The organism is Candidatus Competibacteraceae bacterium, from assembly GCA_016699715.1.
GTDB lineage: Bacteria > Pseudomonadota > Gammaproteobacteria > Competibacterales > Competibacteraceae > Competibacter.
In genome coordinates this window covers 1,766,999-1,788,345 of sequence record CP065007.1, presented here as the reverse complement: position 1 = coordinate 1,788,345, position 21,347 = coordinate 1,766,999, and the positions used below count along the sequence as shown (strand labels likewise).

The following is a 21,347-nucleotide window of genomic DNA, read 5'->3' as shown; positions in this document are numbered from 1 at the left end:
TTATTTGCATTCGATGGGAACCAGAAAAACCGGGATTTTTGGGCGGCGGGCTTTCATGAGCACCTTGTGGGCCACCGACCCCATGAACATTTCACTCAAGGCGGTTTGGCCGTGGGAGCCCAGCACAATCAGATCCGCGCCGATCCGCTTGGCTTCGTCCAGAATGACCTGCGCCGGGTGCCCTTCCGCGACGCGCATGTCGGCCACCACCGTGTGAGCTTCGGGATGCAGGTGGTCCGCGCAGAACTTCTCCAGTCGCCGGCGCATTTCCCGGTTAACCTGCTCGAAGCCTTCCTGATGCAGGGTTTTCAGGGTAGCGGGTGGCACCATGGTTTCAACCAGGGATTGCGCATAGTCGCTCATCGGTTCCAGCGCATGGATCACATGAATTTTGGCGCCATACTGTTTGGCGAGCGAGAAGGCATGATTAAAAACCTCCGCGCCATGAGGACCCAGGTCGGTGGCATAGAGGATCGTGCGAATCGTGTAATCCATGGCGGCGCTCCAAAAAACGCGGAGTAGGTGAAGAGCAGCGAATGGAGGCTAGGATAACACAACGGTAAATGCGGTCTCCGGCGTCACTCCTCGGGGCCAAAGCAATGAGCGTAATCACAACAGACGGCGCAGGAAGGAGCGCGGCAGAGATAAACGCCTTCCTGAATGCAGAGTTGCTTGTAGAGGAATTTTTTCCACTTCATGTCGTGGTCGTTTTTTGCCGCCAGTGTCGGGAAGTTGCGTTGCATCAATTCGCTTAAATCCCGCCGCGACCACAAGCCCAAATCCTCCCAAAGATGATCGTTGCTCATGCAGCCGGTGGCGACGATCACGCTGAGCCAGCGTTCGGATTCATCCCGCCCCGCCCGATATCGTTGCAGCAAGTTGATCAGTTCGCCCAGTTCTTCCACCAATCGAGAATCCCAGCGCGGCGCTGGGCGTGGTGGAACGATTGGCCGGGAAGCGCCGGGGAAATGCCGGGTCAGCAAGACGTCGAAGTCGGCGGATTTCAGCCCCAGGCCCATGGGCAGCGTTCCGCCGCCCACGGCTTGTGTTGCCAGCATCCGCGCCAAGGTGTCGTCGTTGGGCAAGCCGCACCGATGACTCATCAGGATGCGATACCGCTCCCGCCGGGGATCGGAGTTGACGGGATCGGTAAGCGGTGCCGGCCGCGACGACCATTCCATGAGCGGTGACCGTCAATATTCGACCAGGATTTCTTCGTCCCGCACGATCATCTGACAGGCCAGCCGCCAGGGTGGCGGGATGTCGTCCACCAGGATACGACTGATATCCTCATCGCTTAGCTTGCCCAGTTCCTTCAGCAGATTTCTTTCCTTCTCCGTGGGTGGACCGCCCATCCGGGACTTTTTATCGATACTCGACACTTTCACCAGGCAAGTGCCGCATTCGCCATCCTGACAATCGAAGGCAATCGGAATCTGATTGTCCTTGGCGATTTTCAAGATCGTTTCGGTATGGCTGCCGGCCGCGGCATAAACCGTCTTGATGTCATGCTCGGAGTTTGAAAAAGTGATTAATGGCATCAGTGTCATCTCTTGAAAGTAAAAATTTTTAAGCAGGGCGCACCACAATTTCCCCACCCAGGGCTTGGGCCTGGCAGGCCACGCGGGTGTCCCGGCTGGCGAAGTGTTCCTTCAATATCTTGGCTTCCAATGCTGAAGGTTCGCTCAGATTTTCCATGCCTTGCGTCACCTTCATCAGGCAGGTGCCGCAATCGCCTTCGCGGCAGCCATAAACGATGCCGGAATTTAATTTATCCGAAATCTCAATGATTCGCGTGCCGGCCGGTACCGTGACCGTGACCCCAATATCGGCGAAACTGAGTTGTGCCTTGGCCATGTGTGTGTCTCTCTCCAGAAAGGATGTCGTAGTTGGTTGATGGGTTGCTCATGCGCTCGCGGGTTGGGCCGTGCGCGGCGGCGCGGTTAGCCGTCCGCTGGTCCGCCATTCCCGATGGATGGCCAGAAGCGCATCTTCGATGCCTTCGCCGCCGTGTTCGCTGTTGGGTTGGATACCCGCGTCTTCCAGTGCCCGCCACGGCGTGAAACCGACCCGCGAGCACAGGATCGCCACGCAATCGTGCAAGGCGCGGATCGCGCCCGCCATGGCGTCCTCCGAATCGCCGCAGGTGGTGGCGCCGTGACAGTAACGGGCAATCTCGCGACGCTCGATCAGGTGGCTTTCAACGGCGGAGACCTCGTAAATCAGCAGTTCTCGCAGGTGTCCGAAGTGGGCGTCGATCGTTTGGCCATTCAGGCTGCCCACCGCGATGCGCAGCGTTTCTCCGAGAGTCTGGGGGCGTATCGGGATGACCCCCGTTGATCGGATCGGTGGAGACGACGGTTGCGGCGGTTGTTCCAGCCGGCGGACGATGGCCGCCCGCACCATGGCCCGTTTGGCCATGGCCGCTTGCGGGTCCACCGTCATCGCCTCGACCTTGTCCATGGTGAATTCGCCACTACGATCCGCGCCCAACTGACCGGTGGCATCGGCGCGACATTGTTGGCAGTGGCTCATCATGCCTTCGTCGCTCTTGCAGGCGGCGCGGGTCGTCTCCAACTCTTCGGTGGTCGGCTCGCGCTGACCGGTGAGCCCGAAATGGGTGCCGTGCTCCGGTCGAGCGATCAGCGGCATGATGTTGTGCAGGACCGCGCCCTTTTCCCGGACGATGCGGTTGACTTCCGGGATGTGGGTATCGTTGATGCCTGGAATCAGCACCGAATTGATCTTGACTTGCACGCCGCGCGCGACGAGTAGATCCAGACCGCGTAGTTGTTGCTCGATCAAGGTGGCGGCCGCTTCGCGCCCACGCAGTCGGCGGCCCTGCCAAACGATCCATGGATAGATCTGGGCGCCGATGTCGGGATCGACGCAATTGATCGTAATGGTCACGTGGTGAATACCATGCTCCGCCAGCGTGTCGGCGTGTTCCGGCAGCGCCAGTCCGTTGGTGGACAGGCACAACAGCAGATCGGGCGCTTGTTCCCGCAGTTCCCGCAAGGTGGCGAACACCGGTTCGGGGTTGGCCAACGGGTCGCCGGGTCCGGCCACGCCGACCACCGCCAGATGGGGGATTGCCGCGCCCACCGCCAGCGCTTTCCGAATGGCCTGATCCGGCTCCAGCAGTTCCGCCACTACGCCGGGGCGCGATTCATTACTGCAATGGTATTTGCGGTTGCAGTAGTTACACTGGATGTTGCATTTCGGCGCGACCGCCAGATGCAGACGGGCGAAATGCCGGTGCGCTGCCGGGGAATAGCAGGGATGGAGCGCCGGCGCATCGCCCGCGGCTGTTGGTCGGCTGTTCGATTCCATGGGTATCCCCCGAAGCGGCGAAATCGTCGAAAAGCGGGCGTCAACCCGCCACCGCCCGGAAGCGAGCGGCGCAAGTTTCCTAGCAACCGCCGTGCCTGATTGATGGCATTTGATAACTTATTGCTGAAAATGGCTTTTATTGCATGAGTTCGGACGGTCTGTGGCGTTTGCCACAGGAGGAAGAAGGCGATTGTCGGCTATGGAACAAAGGTGACCTCCAAGATTAAGTTCGGATCGGTATTCATACCTGATTTTCTTGCTTAATGGATGCAGTGCAATCGAGTGGGAATCGTGACTGAGCGAGTGTGGTGGATTGTTTGAATTATCAGTTCTCGGAATGACTCAAGTTAGCATGTCTATGTGATTTTGTGGATTTGTGCGCTGATTTAGTCGTTGTTTTATTCCAAAAAACAACAAAAAATTATAATAAAAATATTAGACAAGCAAGGTCTCTTCTACTATATATTTATGTCCATGATTGGAAGACTTGGTGGTTTTCCGGTCGCTTTTGATTTTCCCCATTCTCGAATAATTAATTTAATCGACCCTGCTATCCAGTAGGGCCAAGCCGGGCGATAAGTTCGCTTTCACCACCCAAAGAGAGAGGTTATTATGAAAAGATTTGCAACCGCGGCTTTATCCGCAACCCTGTTGCTGAGCTTGAGTAATGTAAATGCCGCTGAAGAGAAGTACGTGACTATCGGTACCGGTGGTCAGACCGGTGTCTACTACGTCGTGGGTCAATCCATCTGCAAGCTGGTCAATCGTGGACAGAGCAAGCACGGCATTAAATGCACGGCGCCGTCCACCGGCGGTTCGGTCGCCAATCTGAATGCGATCCGGGCCGGAGAGCAGGACATGGGCGTGGCTCAGTCCGACCAGCAATACAAGGCGCTGAAAGGCGAGGGCGATTTCGAAGCGGCGGGGCCTTTCAAGGAATTGCGCTCGGTATTCGCGGTGCATCCCGAATCCTTCACCGTGGTGGCGCGCAAGGACTCCGGCATCAAGACCTTTGACGACCTCAAGGGTAAGCGAGTCAATATCGGTAACCCCGGTTCCGGTCAACGCGCCACCATGGATGCGTTGATGCAGGAAAAGGGTTGGGATACCAGCGTGTTTCAACTGGCGTCCGAACTGAAGGCGGCGGAGCAGGCCCAGGCGTTGTGCGACAACAAGATCGACGCCATGGTCTATGTGGTCGGCCATCCGAACGGCTCCATCCAGGAAGCCGCTTCCTCTTGCGATGCGATTGTGGTGCCCGTCACTGGCCCGGAAGTGGACAAGCTGGTGAAAACCTATCCCTACTATGCCGTTTCCGTCATTCCTGGCGGCATGTATCCAGGTAGCGACAAAGACGTCAAGACCTTTGGTGTGACCGCGACCTTCGTGTCGTCCACCAAGACCCCCGATGACACGATCTATGTGGTCGTCAAAGCCGTATTCGACAATTTCGATCGCTTCAAGAAGCTGCATCCGGCCTTTGCCAGTCTGGATCCGGCCCACATGATCAAGGATGGTCTGTCCGCGCCCTTGCACGACGGTGCCGTGAAGTACTACAAGGAAAAAGGCTGGCTGAAGTAACCCCGCGACCAGCGGACGGGCGACCGGGAAGGTTGTCCGTTCAGCCGATCCCTCTTAACGCAGTAGGTGTTTGGTACATGTACCGATGCAACCATGGGGGCTATCTTGTGAAAGTCAGTCGCTTAACCCGCATTTTCATCGCCTCGGTGGCCCTGGTCCTGGGAGTGGGTGCCGCACGGCTGGTCCAGGCCGAAGAGATCGCCATCGGGACCGCCAGCCGCGCCGGCGTGTACTTTCAGGTCGGGCAGGCTATCTGTCGGTTGTTGAACGTCGAAACCACCCAGCACGGAGTTGCTTGCAAGGCGCTGCCAACGGATGGTTCCATCTACAATCTGCAACAAATTCGATCTGGCAAGTCGCAGCTCGGTGTCGTGCAATCCGACTGGCAGTATCGTGCCGCCAACGGTACGGGGATATTCAAACCGGCGGGACCGGACACCGACCTGCGGGCCTTGTTTTCCGTGCATGGCGAGCCCTTCACGGTAGTAGCCCGCCGCGACGCCGGCATCCAATCCTTCGATGACCTTAAGGGCAAACGAGTCAACATCGGGAACCCCGGCTCCGGCCAGCGCGCCACCCTGGAGGTACTCATGGACGCCAAGGGCTGGGACAAGAGGGTCTTTTCCCTGGCCAACGATCTGTCGGCCTCCGAGCAGTCCCTGGCGCTTTGCCATGATCGCGTTCAGGCCATGGTCTACGTCGTGGGGCACCCGAATGCGTCCGTGGCCCAAGCCGTCGAGCTGTGCGATGCCATCATCGTGCCCGTAACGGGACCGGCGGTCGAGCGACTGCTGGCCGACAACCCGTATTACGCCCGTACCCAGGTGCCTGGCGGAGTCTATAAGGGCAACCCGCAACCGGTCAGCACCTTCGGCGTCAAGGCCACGGTCGTTGCCTCGACCAAGCTGAGCCCCGACACCGCCTACCTTTTGGTCAAAACGGTGTTTGAAAATCTGGACGATTTCAAGAAGCAGCACCCGGCCTTTGCCAACCTGGAGCCGGCCCACATGATTAAGGACGGCCTTTCGGCGCCGCTGCATGAAGGCGCGCTGCGCTACTATCAGGAGAAAGGCTGGTTGTGAACCCTGCCTGGCGAGTTCCTCATTATTTTTACCAAGGCGCTTTTGCGTATTGGTTTCCTGGCTGTTGATCCATGACCGACCCGCGCGAGTATCGCCGGGTGAAGGGGGCTTTGATGAGCGAGCAAGTTGATAGCAAACCGGTGGTGTCGGAAGAGGAACTGCAGGATCTGGTGGCCCAGGCGGATACCGGCGCCCGGTCGCCGGGAGGCATACCCCAGAAGATTTTGCTCGGAGTGGCCACCGCCTGGTCTTTGTTTCAATTGTGGATCGCGTCGCCTTTACCTTTCATGGTCGGTTTTGGCGTGTTCAACGATACCGAAACCCGCTCCATTCATCTGGCATTCGCGGTTTTCCTGGCCTTTTTGGGCTACCCCGCGCTAAAGCGCTCGCCGCGCCATTACATTCCCCTGCAAGACTGGATCATGGCGCTGGTGGGCGCCTTTTGCGCAAGCTACCTGTTTCTATTCTATAACGAGCTGTCGCAGCGACCCGGCGCGCCCAACACCCAGGATGTGATCGTGGCTTGCATCGGCATGGTCCTGTTGCTGGAGGCGACCCGGCGGGCGCTGGGTCCACCGCTGATGGTGATGGCCATGCTGTTTCTGGGCTACACCTTTGCCGGCCCCTACATGCCGGGCATCATCGCGCACAAGGGCGCCAGCCTGAACGCGGTGGTCAACCACCAGTGGATTACCACCGAAGGCGTGTTCGGCATCGCCCTCGGCGTCTCCACCAGTTTCGTGTTCCTGTTCGTGCTGTTCGGGGCGATGCTGGATAAGGCCGGGGCGGGCAACTATTTCATTAAAGTGGCTTTTTCCATGCTGGGGCATATGCGCGGCGGTCCGGCCAAGGCCGCCGTCGTGGCCTCGGGCCTGACCGGACTGATCTCGGGTTCCTCCATCGCCAATGTGGTGACCACCGGCACCTTCACCATTCCCATGATGAAGCGGGTCGGTTTTTCGGCGGAGAAGGCCGGCGCGGTCGAAGTGGCTTCCTCGGTCAACGGCCAGATCATGCCACCGGTGATGGGCGCGGCCGCCTTCCTGATGGTGGAATATGTCGGGATCTCCTATCTCGAAGTCATCAAACATGCCTTCGTCCCGGCCATCATTTCCTACATCGCCCTGGTTTATATCGTTCATCTGGAAGCCTTGAAGGCCAACATGCAGGGCTTGCCGAAACGCGGCGTAGTCAAACCCTGGCTACAGCGCATCATCGGTACCTTGTTCGGATTTATCGCTACCGCCATCCTTGCCATGGCGGTTTATTACGGCATCGGCTGGCTGAAGCCGGCCTTGGGCGATGCCTCCACCTGGGCGATTTCGCTGCTGCTGGTGGTGGTCTATGTGGCGCTGGTTTGGGTCGGCTCACGGTATCCCGTGTTGGAGTTGGACGATCCCAACGCGCCGGTGGTCCAACTGCCCGAGACCAAACCGACGGTGATGTCCGGCCTGCACTTTATCCTGCCGGTCATCGTGCTGGTCTGGTGTTTGATGGTGGAGCGGCTGTCGCCGGGTTTGTCCGCCTTCTGGGCCTCGGTGCTGATGATCTTTATCCTGCTCACCCAACGACCGCTGTTTGCGCTGTTTCGCGGCGAGGGCCAAATCGGCGCCGCCATCCACCGTGGTTACAACGATCTGGTCGATGGCCTGATCGCCGGCGCCCGCAACATGATCGGTATCGGCATCGCCACGGCGACGGCCGGCATCATCGTCGGCGCCGTTTCCCAGACCGGTGTCGGTCTGGTGCTGGCCGATCTGGTGGAAATTCTGTCACTCGGCAACATCCTGCTGATGTTGATCCTGACGGCGGTGCTTAGCCTGATTCTGGGCATGGGATTGCCCACCACGGCCAACTACATCGTGGTGTCGTCGCTGCTGGCGCCGGTCATCGTCACCCTGGGCGAACAGTCGGGCTTGATCGTTCCGCTGATCGCCGTCCATTTGTTCGTCTTTTTCTTCGGCATCATGGCCGATGTGACGCCGCCGGTGGGCCTGGCCTCCTTTGCCGCCGCCGCGATTTCCGGTGGCGACCCGATCAGAACCGGCGTCGTGGCTTTCATCTACAGCCTGCGTACCGCGATCTTGCCATTTTTGTTCATCTATAACACCGACTTGTTGTTGATCAACGTGGACTGGGTGCACGGCATCATCATTTTTGTCGTGGCCACCATTGCCATGCTGTTGTTCGCCGCCGCCATGCAGGGTTATTTCTTTGCTCGGAGCCGGTTCTATGAATCCATTCTACTGATGCTGATCGCCTTTACCCTGTTCCGTCCCGGTTTCTGGATGGACATGATCTCCCCGCCCTACGAGGAACTGGCGCCCGCGCAGTTAATGGCGGAGGCCGATAAGCTGGTGCCAGGCACGGAGATCCGATTGCATATCGATGGCACCGATGATGTCGGCAAGCCGCGCAGTTTTGTGGCCGTGCTACCGATGGGCGACGGCGCCACTGGCGAGGAGCGCTTGATGAACACCGGTCTTGAAGTGCTTGAGGAAGACGGCAAGCTCCTGGTCGATAACGTCGCTTTCGGCAGCGTCGCCCAGAAAGCGGGTTTGGCTTTCGATCAAAGCATCCACGGGGTGTTGTTGCCCTTGGATCAGCCTCGAAAGGAATGGCTGTGGATTCCCGCGTTCCTGGTGTTGGCGCTGATCGTCAAACTGCAACGGGCGCGCCTTGGTCGCGAAACGGCGCCAGCCGCCGCTTAAAGGAGAACTCCATGTATAAAGACATCCTGTTTCCCATCGACTTGAATCAAAATAGTTCTTGGGTCAATGTACTACCGTGCGTGATTGAATATTGCAAGGCGTTCAATGCGCGCCTGCATGTTGTTACCGTGGTGCCCGATTTCAGCATGCCGCTGGTCGGTAGCTATTTTCCCGAGAATTTCGGCAACAAAATGGTGGGGGACGCCAACAAGCGCCTGCACGTGTTTATCAAGGAGCATGTGCCCTCCGAGGTCCATGTGCAGCACATTGTCGCCGAGGGCGTCGTGTATAAGGAAATCATCCGGATGGCCAATGAGATCGGCGCCGATCTCATCATCATGGCTTCGCATCGTCCGGAATTGGGGGATTTTTTAGTCGGCCCAAACGCGGAGCGGGTGGTCCGGCATTTCAATAAATCCGTGCTGGTCGTTAGAAACTGAAACGGGTTACACATAATTTCTTCACGGATATCGTCTTTCCCGCAAGCAAAAAGCGAGTGGCGAGGGGACAGTCGCAAAGACTGACCCCTCGCTCCACGCTGGCTTTTCGCTTCGCTCTTTCCTGCTTGGCGGGGAAGGGGGAACTGGATAAGTGCTTCCACTTTTTCGTTGTCAGTGGATTCATGGCCAGTTGTCGAGCCTGGCTTTTTGCTTTATCCAGGATGTCGCTATTCTTTTCCCTCTGAAGTCGGTGCCGCTGGTGGATTGCGTGCACTTGCGCACCCGCTTGGGCGAGCAAGCCCAGCTTCGATTTGTAATGGTTGCGAAGATAGCGAGTTATCAAGTCGCTTAATAACGAAAATTCCACCAAAGGAAACAATCATGGCAATTAAGGCAAAATCAGAAAAGGCGCAAGCTAAAGCAAGTAAAAAAGCAGGTATTTCACTAAATGCTTGCCGCAATATCATGCAGTTGCGAACGGATAGCTGGAAACGCCTCAAGAATGACGCCAAGCGTCTTGCGGATGCGGTGGTCGAGGGAAGGGATCATGAAAGGCTGAGACAAAAGGTTGGTGATGGCTTAACGTTGTTGGAACCCATTGACAGCTATTGGGCATTTCCAAGCCGGCAGGATTTTCAATATCTTTACGAGCTGTTCGATGGAGCTGAGTACGACCGGCTGAGCAAAGTATGCGCCCGTGTCAATCGGACACTGACCAGTTTATCCTATCGCCACAAGCCGGTTTCCCTGCCCAGTAGTGACGGTAACAGTGATGTAGGGGATGATTCAGAAGATTTTTCAGACGCTTACCAGGAACGAGAGGGTCAGCATTATCTTAATCGACCCTATTTCGAAGTCTTGGTCGTGGATAATATTTCGCCCCGTGAAGAGGAAGCACTCAGGATAGGATTGCGCAAGATGCGCAGAATCGAAGATAAATTCGTCTATGAAATCGTAGTGGTTCCGAGTTTCGAAGATGCCATCATTGCGGTCCTGTTCAATTTTAATATTCAGGCTTGTGTCATTCGCTACGGCTTTCCATTCAAGTCCAAACACCAGCTGGAGATACTCCGCCAACTTCTGGAAGATCATGAAGGTGAGGAGAATGAGAATCTGTCGGAAAGTGACTATGGTCCGGTACTTGGCGCCAAGATCGCCGAAATTCGCCCTGAAATCGATTTGTACCTGGTGACCGATGCGGCGGTCGAGAGTATGGCCGGCAAGCTTTGCCGTAACTTCAGGCGTGTCTTCTATCGCGAAGAAGACTACATGGAACTCGACCTTAGCATTTTGCGTGGGATTGGCGCTCGCTACAATACGCCGTTTTTCACCGCGCTCAGGGAATACAGCAAACAACCGACCGGTGTGTTTCACGCCCTGCCCATTTCCCGAGGCAAATCCATCATCAAATCCAATTGGATTCAGGATATGCTCCAGTTTTATGGACCCAATGTCTTCATGGCGGAAACCTCGGCCACCTCGGGCGGGCTGGATTCCCTGCTCGATCCGACCGGCCCGATCAAAAAGGCCCAGGAGTTGGCCGCCCGCGCGTTTGGGGCGCGCCAGACCTTCTTCGTGACCAACGGCACTTCGACCGGCAACAAGATCGTGGTGCAAGCCCTGGTCGAACCGGGCGACATCGTGCTGGTGGATCGTAACTGTCACAAATCGCACCATTACGGCGTCGTTTTGGCTGGTGCCCAAGTCGCTTATCTGGATGCCTATCCGCTGGAAGCGTACACCATGTACGGGGCCGTGCCTCTGCGGCACATCAAGGAAACCTTGCTGGCCTATCGCCGCGCCGGCCTGTTGGATCGAGTGAAAATGATCACGCTCACCAACTGCACCTTCGACGGGCTCATCTACGATGTCGAGCGGGTCATGGAGGAGTGTCTGGCCATCAAGCCGAACCTGATCTTCCTGTGGGACGAAGCCTGGTTTGCCTTCGCCTACTTTCATCCGACCTATCGGCGGCGCACCGGGATGGCCACGGCGGCGCGCCTGCGCGAGCGGTACCGTGACCCGAAGTATCGGGAACGCTATCGGGTTTTCAGGGAAACATTCGACCAACAGGACCCGAACGATGACCGGAATTGGCTGGAGACCCGGCTGCTACCCGATCCCGACCGAGTCAGGGTGCGCGTCTACGTCACGCAATCGACCCACAAACGACTGACTTCGCTGCGTCAGGGATCGATGATTCATGTGCATGATCAGGACTTCAAACATCGGGTGGAGGATGCCTTTCATGAGGCGTACATGACTCATACTTCCACCTCGCCGAATTACCAGATTTTGGCCTCCCTGGATATCGGACGGCGCCAGGTCGAATTGGAAGGTTTCGAACTGGTGCAGAAGCAAACGGATCTGGCCATGGCCCTGCGGGAAACGGTGGGCAGCCATCCCTTGCTCCAGAAATATTTTGCTTTCCTGGCTATTCAGGATTTGATACCGGCCCAGTATCGCCCTTCCGGAATCGATCTTTATTATAGCGCGGAGAAAGGCTGGTCGCGCATGGAAACTGCTTGGCGGCAGGATGAATTTGCACTCGATCCCAGCCATTTAAATCTGAATATCGGTTTGACAGGTATCGATGGTGATCATTTCAAACATGACTATTTGATGGACAAATACGGCATCCAGATCAACAAGACCACCCGCAACACAGTCTTGTTCATGACCAATATCGGTACCACCCGCAGTTCCGTCGCTTATCTCATCGAAGTGCTGGTCAAGATCGCTCAGGAGTTGGATGAAACCCTGGAGGAAATGAGCCCGATAGAAAGGCGTCTGCATCAGCAAAAGGTCAAATCCCTGACCGAAGATAATCCTCCCTTGCCCGATTTCAGCTATTTTCATCCCTTCTTCCGCGCTCACCCGGAAATACCGACCCGCGAAGGGGATCTGCGCAAAGCGTTCTTCATGTCTTACAAGGACAGTTTGTGCGAGTATCTCAAGCTGCCAGCAGTGCGCAAGCAAAGCGCCGCGGGACGGGAAGTGGTTTCCGCCATGTTCGTCATTCCTTATCCACCGGGATTTCCCGTATTGGTGCCGGGGCAAGTCATCAGCGAAGGCACTCTGGCATTCATGCAGGCGCTTGATACCCGTGAGATTCATGGCTATCGACCGGAATTGGGTTTCCGGGTCTTTACCGAAGCCGCCTTGAAAATGGACCCGGCGGTCGTGGATCGAATTGATAGCGCCAAAAAAGTTGAAAAAGAGGCCGTTATTCGTGCCGGCATGGAAATCGCCGCTTCCGAGGAATAAGGTGCCTTGAAAAAATGTGAAAAATTAATCGATTGGTTTTGGGTAAGATTGCAAAAATTTTGGAATAAATCCACCTTGGAGACAACCGGCATGAAGAAAACCTTGCAAGGCATTTCCGACATTCGGCGCTATTTTCACCGCAACGAACGACCGATATTTTTCATCAGCGCCACCAACTTCAATCTACTCGGCATTGATGAGTGGGTCAAAGGGTTCAAATACATCTGCTATATCGATTGTTACGATGGCCAGCACCCGAATGTCTTCGTGCCGAGCGAGATTCCTCACCCGGAGTTCGAAAGCATCGAAGATATCAATAATTATCTACTGGAACACAAGGAGGTGATCGACTATATCAGGAGTCATGGAGACAATCCGGTAGCGGTATTTTTAATGTTCGACGAAAAGACCGAAGCCCTGTGCCAGGAACTCGGCATCGAGATCTGGTTTCCGCCGGCCAATCTGCGTAGCCGCTGCGACAACAAGATGGAAACGGTACGCATCGGCAACATGGCGGGCGTACCCAGCGCGCCCAATGCGCTGTCCAAGGTGGAGAGTTACCCGCACTTGTGCGCGCTGGCCAAGGAACACCATTTGGGTAACGATTGGGTGATTCAGACGGCGTTCGGCGATTCCGGCCACACCACTTTTTTCATTTCCAGTGAGGAAGACTGGAACAAGTACGCCGGCGAGATCGTCTGTGATCCTGAAGTCAAGATCATGAAACGCCTCAATTGCCGGGGTTCGACCCTGGAAGCCTGCACCACCCGCAAGGGCACCATCGTTGGACCCTTGCTGACCGAAGTCGTGGGGGCGCGGGAACTGACGCCCTACAAAGGGGGTTGGTGCGGTAACGAAATTTTTCCAGGCGCCTTCACCCAGCAAATTCGCGACCAGGCGCGCGATTATACCTTCAAGTTCGGCGAGCAGTTACGCAAGGAGGGCTATCGGGGTTACTTCGATCTGGACTATCTGATCGACCTGGACAGCGGTGATCTCTATCTGGGCGAACTCAACCCACGGGTTACGGGCGCCAGTTCGATGACCAACCATGCGGCTTTCGCCCATGCCGACGCTCCGTTGTTCCTGTTTCATCTGTTGGAATTCGCGGGTGTGGATTTTGTGTTCGATGTGGATGATCTCAACTCGCGCTGGTCCGATCCCGATTACATCGACAGTTGGTGCCAATTGGTGATCAAACACACTGAAGATAGCGTGGATGTGGTCACTCAGGCCCCCGCCAGCGGGATCTGGAAAATGAACGACGATGGTTCGATTGCCTACAGCCGCTTCGATTATCACCGGCGGGCGGTGGCCAGCGAGAGTGAGGCGTTTTTCCTGCGGATTACCGGTCCAGGCAACTTCCGCTATGAGGGCGCCGATCTGGGGATTCTGATTTTGCGCGGCCGATCGATGACCGACGATTTTGTCCTGAATGATCGGACTCATGCCTGGATCAAGGGTATTCTCGATCAATATCAAGCCCATCCGCTGGAAACGGCGCAGGTCGATACGGCGCCCGCCGCGGGTGCTTTCAAGATTCTCTGATACCGTGTGGTGGGTCGTGGTTGCCATTCCACTTGCCAAGCGATGGCGGCTCGGCAAAACAGGGATAGGGTTTTCGCAAATAGAGGAATCCGCCCATGGAGCGCGTTTTCGAAGCCATCGAGGAGGGTTGGCCGGGACCCAAGTGGCAAGATCTTTTCCAAAGGCACTGGCCATCCTACCAACGCTGGTTCTTGAGCGAAGGGAATAAAGCCCGACCATTTTATCTAAGCTCGATTCGTAGCTTGAAAGCGCATATGCCGGAACTGATGGCAACCTACGAACGTCTGGTGGAACTGGCCGGCGGCGGCGATTTGGCCGCCCGCTTCCTGTCGCTGTATTGTCCGCCGCCCTATCTAAGCGGTTGCTCCCAGGCGGTCTGGCCGGGAGCGGTTCCCCTGCTGGTTCGCAACTACGATTACAGCCCGCAACTGTTCGAGGCGGTGATCCTGAAAACGGCGTGGAATCACCGCCAGGTGATCGCCGTCAGCGACTGTCTGTGGGGGGTATTGGATGGCTTGAACGAAGACGGTTTGGCGGTTTCACTGACCTTCGGAGGACGGCGGATCGTGGGCGAGGGGTTTGGCGTGCCACTGCTGTTGCGCTATATCCTGGAATTTTGCACCACCACGCGGGAGGCGGTAGAGGTGCTGAAACGGGCGCCGACCCACATGGCGTATAACATTACGGTATTGGATCGCAGCGGGGCCTTCATGACGGTGTTTATCGCCCCCGACCGGCCGGCGGTCGTTAAGCCGGTTCCCATCACCACCAACCACCAGCAGGAGGTGGAGTGGCATCAGCACGCCCAGGCCACGGCGACTCTCGAACGGGAACGCTTTTTGAAGTTTCGCCTTCGTCAAAGCAGTGAAAATCCCGATAAGCTGATTCAGGCTTTTCTGCACTCACCGGTGTATTCGAATGCCTACGCTCGCGGGTTCGGTACGCTGTACACGGCGGTGTACCGGCCATTGAGCGGAGAAGTCGAGTTTCTTTGGCCCAACGGCGCCTGGCGACAGTCTTTTCACGCTTTTGAAGAAGGCCGGCGAGTCGTGCGCTTTCCCCATGCCCTTGAACCGACTGAAATGCTGCATTAAGCGGTGCTGTGAAAACCGGTTCCCCGCGCCGGGGGGTGCGGGCGGTTTTTATTGGAGCCGGCCCGATGTTTCCACGACATGATCGATGGATTCTTCCGCCCTGAGCAGTTCAAAACGCACGGCGTTGTCTTCGCCGATGTGGAAGCCGTAAACGGCGGCGTCGGGGAGGCTGTTGTACTGGAAGGGCGTGGAAAAATAATAGGCGCCGGTATCGTGGGCCAGGATGAAATCCCCCGGTTCGAGCAGCGGTAGCGGGCGTTCGTGGGCGAGGATGTCGCCGGCGAAGCAGCACGGACCGGCCACGTCCTGAGGGATTTTTTTACCTCGCTTGAACCGGCCTTGGGCGTCGAAGGCGCTTAGGCGGATAGCCCACATCTCCGGCATGAACACCGTGCGCGCCGCGACCTGTGCCCCGGCGTGGGTGATGGCGATGTGCCGGTCGCCGCTGGTTTTGGTGTACTCCACGCGGGCGGCGATGAAGCCGTTTTTGGCCATGATCGACCGTCCGAACTCGGTAATGACCCGATAAGCTCCCGAAAACAGGGCCGGCGCGCGAGCGCGCAGGAGCGCGGCGTATTCGGCGTAACTCGGCGTGAACTCGTCGCTGGCGAAGTTGACCGGCAAGCCCCCGCCAATATCGAGAACCCGCACCTGCCGGCGCCCCACGGCGGCATTGATCTCCTCCGCGAAAGCCACTACTTTGGCGACGCCGCTGGCGATGAGTTCGAGCGAGCAGCCTTGCGAGCCGACGTGGGTATGCACGCCAGTCAGCCACGGCCGCTCGATATAGGCTTGAATCAGCCGGGCTCGCTGTCCCTCGTCTTCCAGCGGGATGCCGAATTTCGAGGTTCGGGTGGCGGTGCTGGTGGCGGCGATGGCGCCGACCCCGACCTGCGGGTTGATGCGGACGCCGATCTCGGAATTCGACGACAAGGTGGCCATCAACGCCGTCACCCGTTCCAGTTCCTGGAAGTTGTCGATGTTCAGCGCGATGCCCAGCCGCAGCGCCTGTTCGATTTCCCCAAGCGTCTTGGCTGGGGAGTCGAGCACGATCTCGTGGGGTAGAAATCCGGCCCGGCGAGCTTGAGCGAATTCGCCGGGGCTGGCGACCTCGCACCCCATTCCGCACGCGCGCAGCAGTGCGAGCACCCGATGCAGGCAATTGGCCTTGGCCGCGAAGGCGTGGGTGAAATGATCGTCAAAAGCCGCCCGCAGACTGGCCACGGTCTTTTGGGTACCGTCCATGTCGATAAAGGCCGCCAGCAGGTGTTCTTCACCGAGCAGCCCGCGTGCGACGGCTGCCTGCATCACGGTTTCCTGACGGGGAGATATGTCGTCGTTCACGGCGGGTTCCTTTTCGGGTTTCTGCTGAGACTATCCGGGCAAACCATGGGTTCTGATTTAGTGATTGATTTTACTCTGGCAGAGAGGGGTCGGACCCCAGGATACAGATAGTTTGAGCTGCGTTAAAAACATATATGTACTTTTTAATAAAATATTATTACAAACGTATTTACACGAGAGCCGGTTTGTGTATACTTCAAAAAAATACAAATGTACTTTTTTTATAATTATGAGACTTTCATAACTATCCATGGTCCCCCCGTAATGAATACGCCAAACTTCGAAACCCTAATTTATCATTCAGAACAGCAAGTTGTTGAAATTCACTTCAACCGCCCGCACCGCCTCAACGCGGTCGTCGAGCAGTTCTACACCGAGTTGCTGATGGCGCTATCGTTAGCCGAGCGCGACCCGGCGATTCGGGCCGTCATCCTCACTGGCGTGGGCCGAGCATTCTGCGTCGGCGCCGATTTGAAGGAGCACGGGGCAGGGCAACGTACCGCCCATCAGCGGCGCCAGTACCTGCAACTCGGCAACGACGTGTGCGAGAAAATCTTCCGGCTGAGCAAGCCGGTGGTGGCGACCGTCAACGGTTATGCCTTGGGCGCCGGGGCGGAAATGGCCGTGTCCTGCGATTTCGTGCTGATGGCCGAGAGCGCGCAAATCGGCTTTCCCGAAGTCAGCATCGGGACCAGCGTGGGCGGAGGCGTCACCCAGATTCTGCCGCGCCTGGTCGGCCTCGGCAAAGCACGCGAGCTGCTGTTCCTGGGCGCGCGCATCGATGGGACCGAAGCACAGCGCATCGGTCTGGCCACTCAAGTTTGTCCCGATGTGGAACTGCTGGACCGCGCCCGGCGGTTCGCCCAGGAACTGGCGGGCAAGGCGCCGGTGTCCATGACGGTCGGGAAAAAACTGCTCAACGAAGCCGCCGGCCGTGACTTTGCCATCCAGTTGCAACTGGAGCTGGACGGCGTGTTTAGCTGTACGGTGACCGAAGATTGGCGGGAAGGGGTCAACGCCTTCGCCGAAAAGCGCGCGCCCCGGTTCAAGGGGTATTGAGCATGAACAGTCCACTCCATCAATTCCTCGCGCCCGACTCGATTGCCATCATCGGTGCTTCCCTGGACCCGACCAAGCGTGGCTATAAAGCGCTGGTGGGCCTCCTCAATGATGGCTATGCCGGCCGGATCTACCCGATCCATCCCAAGCTGGAGGAGATCATGGGCCTGAGAGCCTATCCCTCCATTGAACAGGTGCCGGAACCGGTGGATTTGGCGCTGATCTGCACGCCCGCCAAGACCCTGCCCGGCATTCTCGAACTGAGTGGCCGGAATGGCGTCAAGGGCGCGGTGATCCTGGCCAGCGGCTTCGGCGAAGCCGGGGAAGCCGGTGTCCAACTGGAACGGGAAACCCTGGAAGCGGCGCGACGCGGCGGTGTGCGCCTCATCGGCCCGAACACCTCCGGCCTGTTCAACCTGCATAAAAAGGTCAATCTGCTGGCGCTGGATGCGGTCAAGCCGGGCAACGTGGGCATCATCTCGCAGTCGGGCAACATGCTGCTGGCGCTGGCGCTGGAAGCTCAGCATAACGGCCACATCGGCTTCAGCACCTATGTCGGACCGGGCAACCAGACCGACATCGGCTTCGCCGACTACCTGCGCTATCTGGGCGAGGAGGCGAACACGCAGGTTGCCACCTTGTATGTGGAAGGCTTCAAGAACGGCCGCGAGTTTTTGCGGGTCGCGCGGGAAACCGCCCGGAAAAAGCCGGTGGTGGTCTACAAGTCGGGCAGCACGGCGGCTGGCCAGAAAGCGGCCAGTTCGCACACGGGGGCGTTGGCGGGCAGCTACGCCATGACCGTCGATCTGCTCCGGCAGGCCGGCGTCAACGTGGTCGGCAAGTCCGACGAGATTTTGCCGGTCGCCGAAGGGTTGGGGCTGTTGCAACAGGCGGCCGGTCGGCGTGTCGCCATCCTGGCCGACGGTGGCGGACAAGCCACCATCGCGTCCGATCGCCTCTCGGAAGCCGGCTTGTGCTTGGCCGAACTGGAACCGGCAACCCGCGAGCGATTGCGCGCCGTGCTGTTTCCCCAGGCGTCGCTAGCCAACCCGATCGACGTGGCCGGCAGCACCGACGCCAATCCCGGTTTGCTGGCGACCTGCGCCGAGATTCTCTGTCAGGACCGCACGGTCGATCAGGTTTTCGTGGTGGGGATGTTCGGTGGCTACGGCATTCGTTTCGCCCAGGAGTTGGCCGGTCAGGAACTCGACGCGGCCAGGGAAATCGCCGCGCTCAAGCAAAAGAGCGACAAGCCCCTGATCGTTTACAGCCTCTACGCGCCGTTGAAGCCCGAACCGTTGGAGGTGTTGCGCGGGTCCGGCGTGCCGGTGTACGACTCCATCGAGCACGCGGTGGAAGTGCTGGCCGCCTTGAGCGAGCGCGGCGAGTTTGCCCGGCGCGACGCCAGCGCCATTCACGCGGAACCCGTGCGGCCGGACGAGTCGATGCGGCGGATGATCGCGGTCGCGCGTCAGGCGGGCCGGGACCTGCTCGAACCCGAAGCCAAGGATCTGCTCGCCGCCTATGGCATCGATGTGCCGGAACAACGTTTGATCGCCAAAGCGGCCGATCTGGACGTGCTGGACTCCGCGTGGCTCGACCGGCCGCTGGCCATGAAGGTGGTGTCCAGGGACATCCTGCACAAGTCGGATGCGGGCGGGGTCAAGCTGAACCTGCAAGGACGCGACGCATTGCGCGCCGCCCATGCGGAGATCATGGCCTCGTGCCGCGCCTACCAGGCCGATGCGGACATCGCCGGCGTCCTGCTCACCCCGATGGCCGCTAAAGGCGTGGAGGTCATCATCGGCGTCAGCCGCGACCCGATTTTCGGCCCGGTCATGATGTTCGGCCTGGGTGGCATCTTCGTGGAAATCCTGGAGGATATCGCCTTTCGTTCGATCCCGCTGAGCCGGCAGGACGCCGAATCCATGGTGAATCAGATCAAGGCCCGCAAGATTCTGGAAGGCGCACGCGGCGCGGTGGGAATTGACAAGGCGGCGCTGGTGGAATTGATCCTCAAGGTGGCCGGCATCGTCGAGGCGCATCCCGAAATCGCGGAAATCGACCTCAACCCGCTGATGGCCTATCCCGATGGCTACGCGGTGGTTGATGCCCGCATGATTCTTGATCGGATTGACTGAAGGAGACGACCAGCATGATGGCTCCACTGGCATTGCAAGACGCGGAACTGGTGCTCGACCACCGGGTCGCCACCCTGACGATGCGGCGCGACGACGTGCGTAACGCCCTGACGGGGACTCACTTGATCGATGACATCGTCCGCACGGTGGAATGGGCCAATACCAATCCGGCGGTTTCGGTGCTGGTGCTGACCGGGGCTGGCGCCGCCTTCTCGGCGGGTGGCAACGTCAAGGATATGGCGAACCGTGGCGGCGATTTCGCCGGCGACGTGGCCGAAGTCGAGGAACGCTATCGGCGTGGGATTCAGCGCATTCCGCTGGCGCTGCACCAGGCCGAGATTCCCCTCATCGCCGCAGTCAACGGCCCGGCCATCGGCGCTGGCTTCGATCTGGCCTGCATGTGCGACCTGCGCATCGGTTCGCCACGCACGGTGTTCGGCGAGACTTTCCTCAATCTGGGGATCATTCCCGGCGACGGCGGAGCCTGGTTCCTGCAACGATTGGTGGGCTACCAGCGCGCCGCCGAGCTGACCTTGACCGGGCGTTTGGTGAAGGCCGAGGAAGCGCTGGCCCTGGGGTTGTTGCTGGAGGTGGTGCCCGAAGCGGAGCTGCTGGAGCGGACTCATGCCCTGGCCCGACGCATCGCCGGGCAGCCGCCGAAAGCGTTACGCTTGACCAAGCGTCTGCTGAAAATCGCCCAACGTGAGAATCTGCCGGACTTTCTCGACCGCTGCGCCGGTTTTCAGGGGATGTGCCACAACAGCGAGGAGCATCTGGTCGCGGTCAACGATTTTCTGGCGCGCCAGCGCGGCGGGCAGTCCTCATGACCGATGGCGGGCGCCAGGACATCATCACCCGGTTGCAACGGGAATTGCCTGAGCTGCGACCGGCGTTGCGGCGGGCGGCGAAATTCATCCTGGACCATCCGAAGGAGATTGGACTGCTGCCGATCCGCGATGCGGCGGCGCGGGCACAGGTCAGCCCTAACACTTTGGTGCGCCTCGGGCAATGGCTCGGTTATCCGACCTACGACCATCTGCGCCAACCTTTTCGGGAGGCGTTGAAACAGGGTTCGCACACCAGCAGCGGTCAAGCGCGCTGGTTGCAACAATTGGGGCAGGGCAAAGGACTGGCACCGCTGTACGCACAGATGGCTTCCGCCGGCGTGTCCAACCTGCAACAGACGTTCTCCGAGAACGATCCGAGCAAGCTGGAGCAGGCGGCACTCGAACTGGCGCAAGCCCGGCAAGCTTACGTACTGGGCTCGCGCAGCTCGTATTCCCTGGCCCATTACTTTTTCTATGTGGGGCGGATGGCGATGCCGAACCTGAACCTGGTGCCCCGGCATGTCAGCGCGCCGTTCGACGATCTCGCGCTGGTGGGGGATCGCGATGTCGTGTTGGCGCTGAGCTACGCGCCCTATGCCAAGGAGACGTTACAAGCCTGCGAATACGCCAAAGCGCGTGGCGCCAAGCTGATTGCGATTACTGACAGCGTGGCGGCCCCCTTGGCGTATCTTGCCGACCCTGTATTCGTTGTGCCGACGCAAAGCCCCCAATATTTTGCCTCGGCGGTGGCCATCATGGCGCTGTTGGAAACGCTGCTGGCGTTCGTGGTCGCCAAGGGCGGACAGGAAACGCTGGACACCATCGCCACCTTCGAGAAAGTCCGCGACGACATGGCGGTGTATTGGAATGAGGCGGAGCGTTCGCGGGGGCGCGATTGAGCGCTTCTCCCGCATCGGGCT

At 58.5% G+C, this 21,347-nt stretch carries 17 protein-coding genes; 11 read left to right on the top strand and 6 right to left on the bottom strand.

Features of this window, described 5'->3' with window-relative positions; translation table 11 throughout:
- The 5 genes from IPM89_07980 to nifB all read right to left on the bottom strand — a co-directional run bounded on the left by IPM89_07980 (position 1) and on the right by nifB (position 3,333).
- A complete protein-coding gene (locus tag IPM89_07980; protein QQS55701.1) occupies positions 1 to 495 on the bottom strand; it encodes a universal stress protein in 495 nt (164 codons plus the stop codon).
- An 83-nt stretch (positions 496 to 578) separates the two neighbouring features.
- Complete coding sequence (locus IPM89_07975; protein ID QQS55700.1) at positions 579 to 1,181, bottom strand: nitrogen fixation protein NifQ; 603 nt, start codon at positions 1,179 to 1,181, stop codon at positions 579 to 581.
- 12 nt (positions 1,182 to 1,193) lie between these two features.
- Positions 1,194 to 1,541 (bottom strand): (2Fe-2S)-binding protein, encoded by a 348-nt coding sequence (locus tag IPM89_07970; GenBank protein QQS55699.1) that lies wholly within the window; start codon positions 1,539 to 1,541, stop codon positions 1,194 to 1,196.
- Between the two features lie 28 nt (positions 1,542 to 1,569).
- A complete protein-coding gene (locus IPM89_07965; protein QQS55698.1) occupies positions 1,570 to 1,857 on the bottom strand; it encodes a (2Fe-2S)-binding protein in 288 nt (95 codons plus the stop codon).
- A gap of 48 nt (positions 1,858 to 1,905) precedes the next feature.
- Positions 1,906 to 3,333 carry a nitrogenase cofactor biosynthesis protein NifB gene (nifB, locus tag IPM89_07960; protein ID QQS55697.1) on the bottom strand — a complete coding sequence of 476 codons (1,428 nt, stop codon included), beginning with the start codon at positions 3,331 to 3,333 and terminating at the stop codon, positions 1,906 to 1,908.
- 612 nt (positions 3,334 to 3,945) lie between these two features.
- Here nifB and IPM89_07955 point away from each other — a divergent pair.
- From IPM89_07955 to IPM89_07925, 7 genes are all read left to right on the top strand, one after another.
- Positions 3,946 to 4,914 (top strand): TAXI family TRAP transporter solute-binding subunit, encoded by a 969-nt coding sequence (locus tag IPM89_07955; protein ID QQS55696.1) that lies wholly within the window; start codon positions 3,946 to 3,948, stop codon positions 4,912 to 4,914.
- 77 nt (positions 4,915 to 4,991) lie between these two features.
- Positions 4,992 to 5,996 carry a TAXI family TRAP transporter solute-binding subunit gene (locus tag IPM89_07950; GenBank protein QQS55695.1) on the top strand — a complete coding sequence of 335 codons (1,005 nt, stop codon included), beginning with the start codon at positions 4,992 to 4,994 and terminating at the stop codon, positions 5,994 to 5,996.
- A gap of 113 nt (positions 5,997 to 6,109) precedes the next feature.
- Complete coding sequence (locus IPM89_07945) at positions 6,110 to 8,707, top strand: TRAP transporter permease (protein QQS55694.1); 2,598 nt, start codon at positions 6,110 to 6,112, stop codon at positions 8,705 to 8,707.
- Between the two features lie 11 nt (positions 8,708 to 8,718).
- Positions 8,719 to 9,147, top strand: coding sequence for a universal stress protein (locus tag IPM89_07940; protein ID QQS55693.1), 429 nt, complete (start codon positions 8,719 to 8,721; stop codon positions 9,145 to 9,147).
- A 381-nt stretch (positions 9,148 to 9,528) separates the two neighbouring features.
- Positions 9,529 to 12,414 carry an aminotransferase class I/II-fold pyridoxal phosphate-dependent enzyme gene (locus IPM89_07935; protein ID QQS55692.1) on the top strand — a complete coding sequence of 962 codons (2,886 nt, stop codon included), beginning with the start codon at positions 9,529 to 9,531 and terminating at the stop codon, positions 12,412 to 12,414.
- 90 nt (positions 12,415 to 12,504) lie between these two features.
- Positions 12,505 to 13,962, top strand: a complete 1,458-nt coding sequence (locus IPM89_07930; protein QQS55691.1) for a biotin carboxylase — start codon at positions 12,505 to 12,507, stop codon at positions 13,960 to 13,962.
- Positions 13,963 to 14,057: 95 nt separating this feature from the next.
- Positions 14,058 to 15,056, top strand: a complete 999-nt coding sequence (locus tag IPM89_07925; protein ID QQS55690.1) for a hypothetical protein — start codon at positions 14,058 to 14,060, stop codon at positions 15,054 to 15,056.
- 48 nt (positions 15,057 to 15,104) lie between these two features.
- Here the strand turns inward: IPM89_07925 and IPM89_07920 are convergent, their stop codons facing one another.
- The gene (locus tag IPM89_07920; GenBank protein QQS55839.1) at positions 15,105 to 16,364 is read right to left on the bottom strand and encodes a diaminopimelate decarboxylase; all 1,260 of its coding nucleotides are present in this window, start codon (positions 16,362 to 16,364) and stop codon (positions 15,105 to 15,107) included.
- Positions 16,365 to 16,664: 300 nt separating this feature from the next.
- On the opposite strand from IPM89_07920, the gene IPM89_07915 reads away from it, so the two are divergent.
- Genes IPM89_07915 through IPM89_07900 form a run of 4 tightly spaced genes read left to right on the top strand, consistent with a single transcriptional unit; the run spans position 16,665 to position 21,326 of the window.
- Positions 16,665 to 17,459, top strand: a complete 795-nt coding sequence (locus IPM89_07915) for an enoyl-CoA hydratase/isomerase family protein (GenBank protein ID QQS55689.1) — start codon at positions 16,665 to 16,667, stop codon at positions 17,457 to 17,459.
- A gap of 2 nt (positions 17,460 to 17,461) precedes the next feature.
- Complete coding sequence (locus IPM89_07910; GenBank protein QQS55688.1) at positions 17,462 to 19,600, top strand: acetate--CoA ligase family protein; 2,139 nt, start codon at positions 17,462 to 17,464, stop codon at positions 19,598 to 19,600.
- A 17-nt stretch (positions 19,601 to 19,617) separates the two neighbouring features.
- Complete coding sequence (locus IPM89_07905; GenBank protein QQS55838.1) at positions 19,618 to 20,427, top strand: enoyl-CoA hydratase/isomerase family protein; 810 nt, start codon at positions 19,618 to 19,620, stop codon at positions 20,425 to 20,427.
- Entirely contained in the window at positions 20,424 to 21,326 is a 903-nt protein-coding gene (locus IPM89_07900) for a MurR/RpiR family transcriptional regulator (GenBank protein QQS55687.1), read from the top strand. Before IPM89_07905 ends, IPM89_07900 begins: the two co-directional genes overlap by 4 nt.
- Positions 21,327 to 21,347 lie beyond the last annotated feature (21 nt).

Bases quoted from the DNA above. Each gene is read 5' to 3' on its own strand.
- IPM89_07910 (QQS55688.1), top strand. From the start codon at position 17,462: ATGAACAGTCCACTCCATCAATTCCTCGCGCCCGACTCGATTGCCATC.
- IPM89_07955 (QQS55696.1), top strand. From the start codon at position 3,946: ATGAAAAGATTTGCAACCGCGGCTTTATCCGCAACCCTGTTGCTGAGC.
- IPM89_07920 (QQS55839.1), bottom strand. From the start codon at position 16,364: ATGCAGGCAGCCGTCGCACGCGGGCTGCTCGGTGAAGAACACCTGCTG.
- nifB (QQS55697.1), bottom strand. From the start codon at position 3,333: ATGGAATCGAACAGCCGACCAACAGCCGCGGGCGATGCGCCGGCGCTC.
- IPM89_07905 (QQS55838.1), top strand. From the start codon at position 19,618: ATGGCTCCACTGGCATTGCAAGACGCGGAACTGGTGCTCGACCACCGG.
- IPM89_07935 (QQS55692.1), top strand. From the start codon at position 9,529: ATGGCAATTAAGGCAAAATCAGAAAAGGCGCAAGCTAAAGCAAGTAAA.
- IPM89_07900 (QQS55687.1), top strand. From the start codon at position 20,424: ATGACCGATGGCGGGCGCCAGGACATCATCACCCGGTTGCAACGGGAA.
- IPM89_07970 (QQS55699.1), bottom strand. From the start codon at position 1,541: ATGCCATTAATCACTTTTTCAAACTCCGAGCATGACATCAAGACGGTT.
- IPM89_07965 (QQS55698.1), bottom strand. From the start codon at position 1,857: ATGGCCAAGGCACAACTCAGTTTCGCCGATATTGGGGTCACGGTCACG.
- IPM89_07915 (QQS55689.1), top strand. From the start codon at position 16,665: ATGAATACGCCAAACTTCGAAACCCTAATTTATCATTCAGAACAGCAA.
- IPM89_07950 (QQS55695.1), top strand. From the start codon at position 4,992: ATGTACCGATGCAACCATGGGGGCTATCTTGTGAAAGTCAGTCGCTTA.
- IPM89_07940 (QQS55693.1), top strand. From the start codon at position 8,719: ATGTATAAAGACATCCTGTTTCCCATCGACTTGAATCAAAATAGTTCT.
- IPM89_07925 (QQS55690.1), top strand. From the start codon at position 14,058: ATGGAGCGCGTTTTCGAAGCCATCGAGGAGGGTTGGCCGGGACCCAAG.
- IPM89_07930 (QQS55691.1), top strand. From the start codon at position 12,505: ATGAAGAAAACCTTGCAAGGCATTTCCGACATTCGGCGCTATTTTCAC.
- IPM89_07945 (QQS55694.1), top strand. From the start codon at position 6,110: ATGAGCGAGCAAGTTGATAGCAAACCGGTGGTGTCGGAAGAGGAACTG.
- IPM89_07975 (QQS55700.1), bottom strand. From the start codon at position 1,181: ATGGAATGGTCGTCGCGGCCGGCACCGCTTACCGATCCCGTCAACTCC.
- IPM89_07980 (QQS55701.1), bottom strand. From the start codon at position 495: ATGGATTACACGATTCGCACGATCCTCTATGCCACCGACCTGGGTCCT.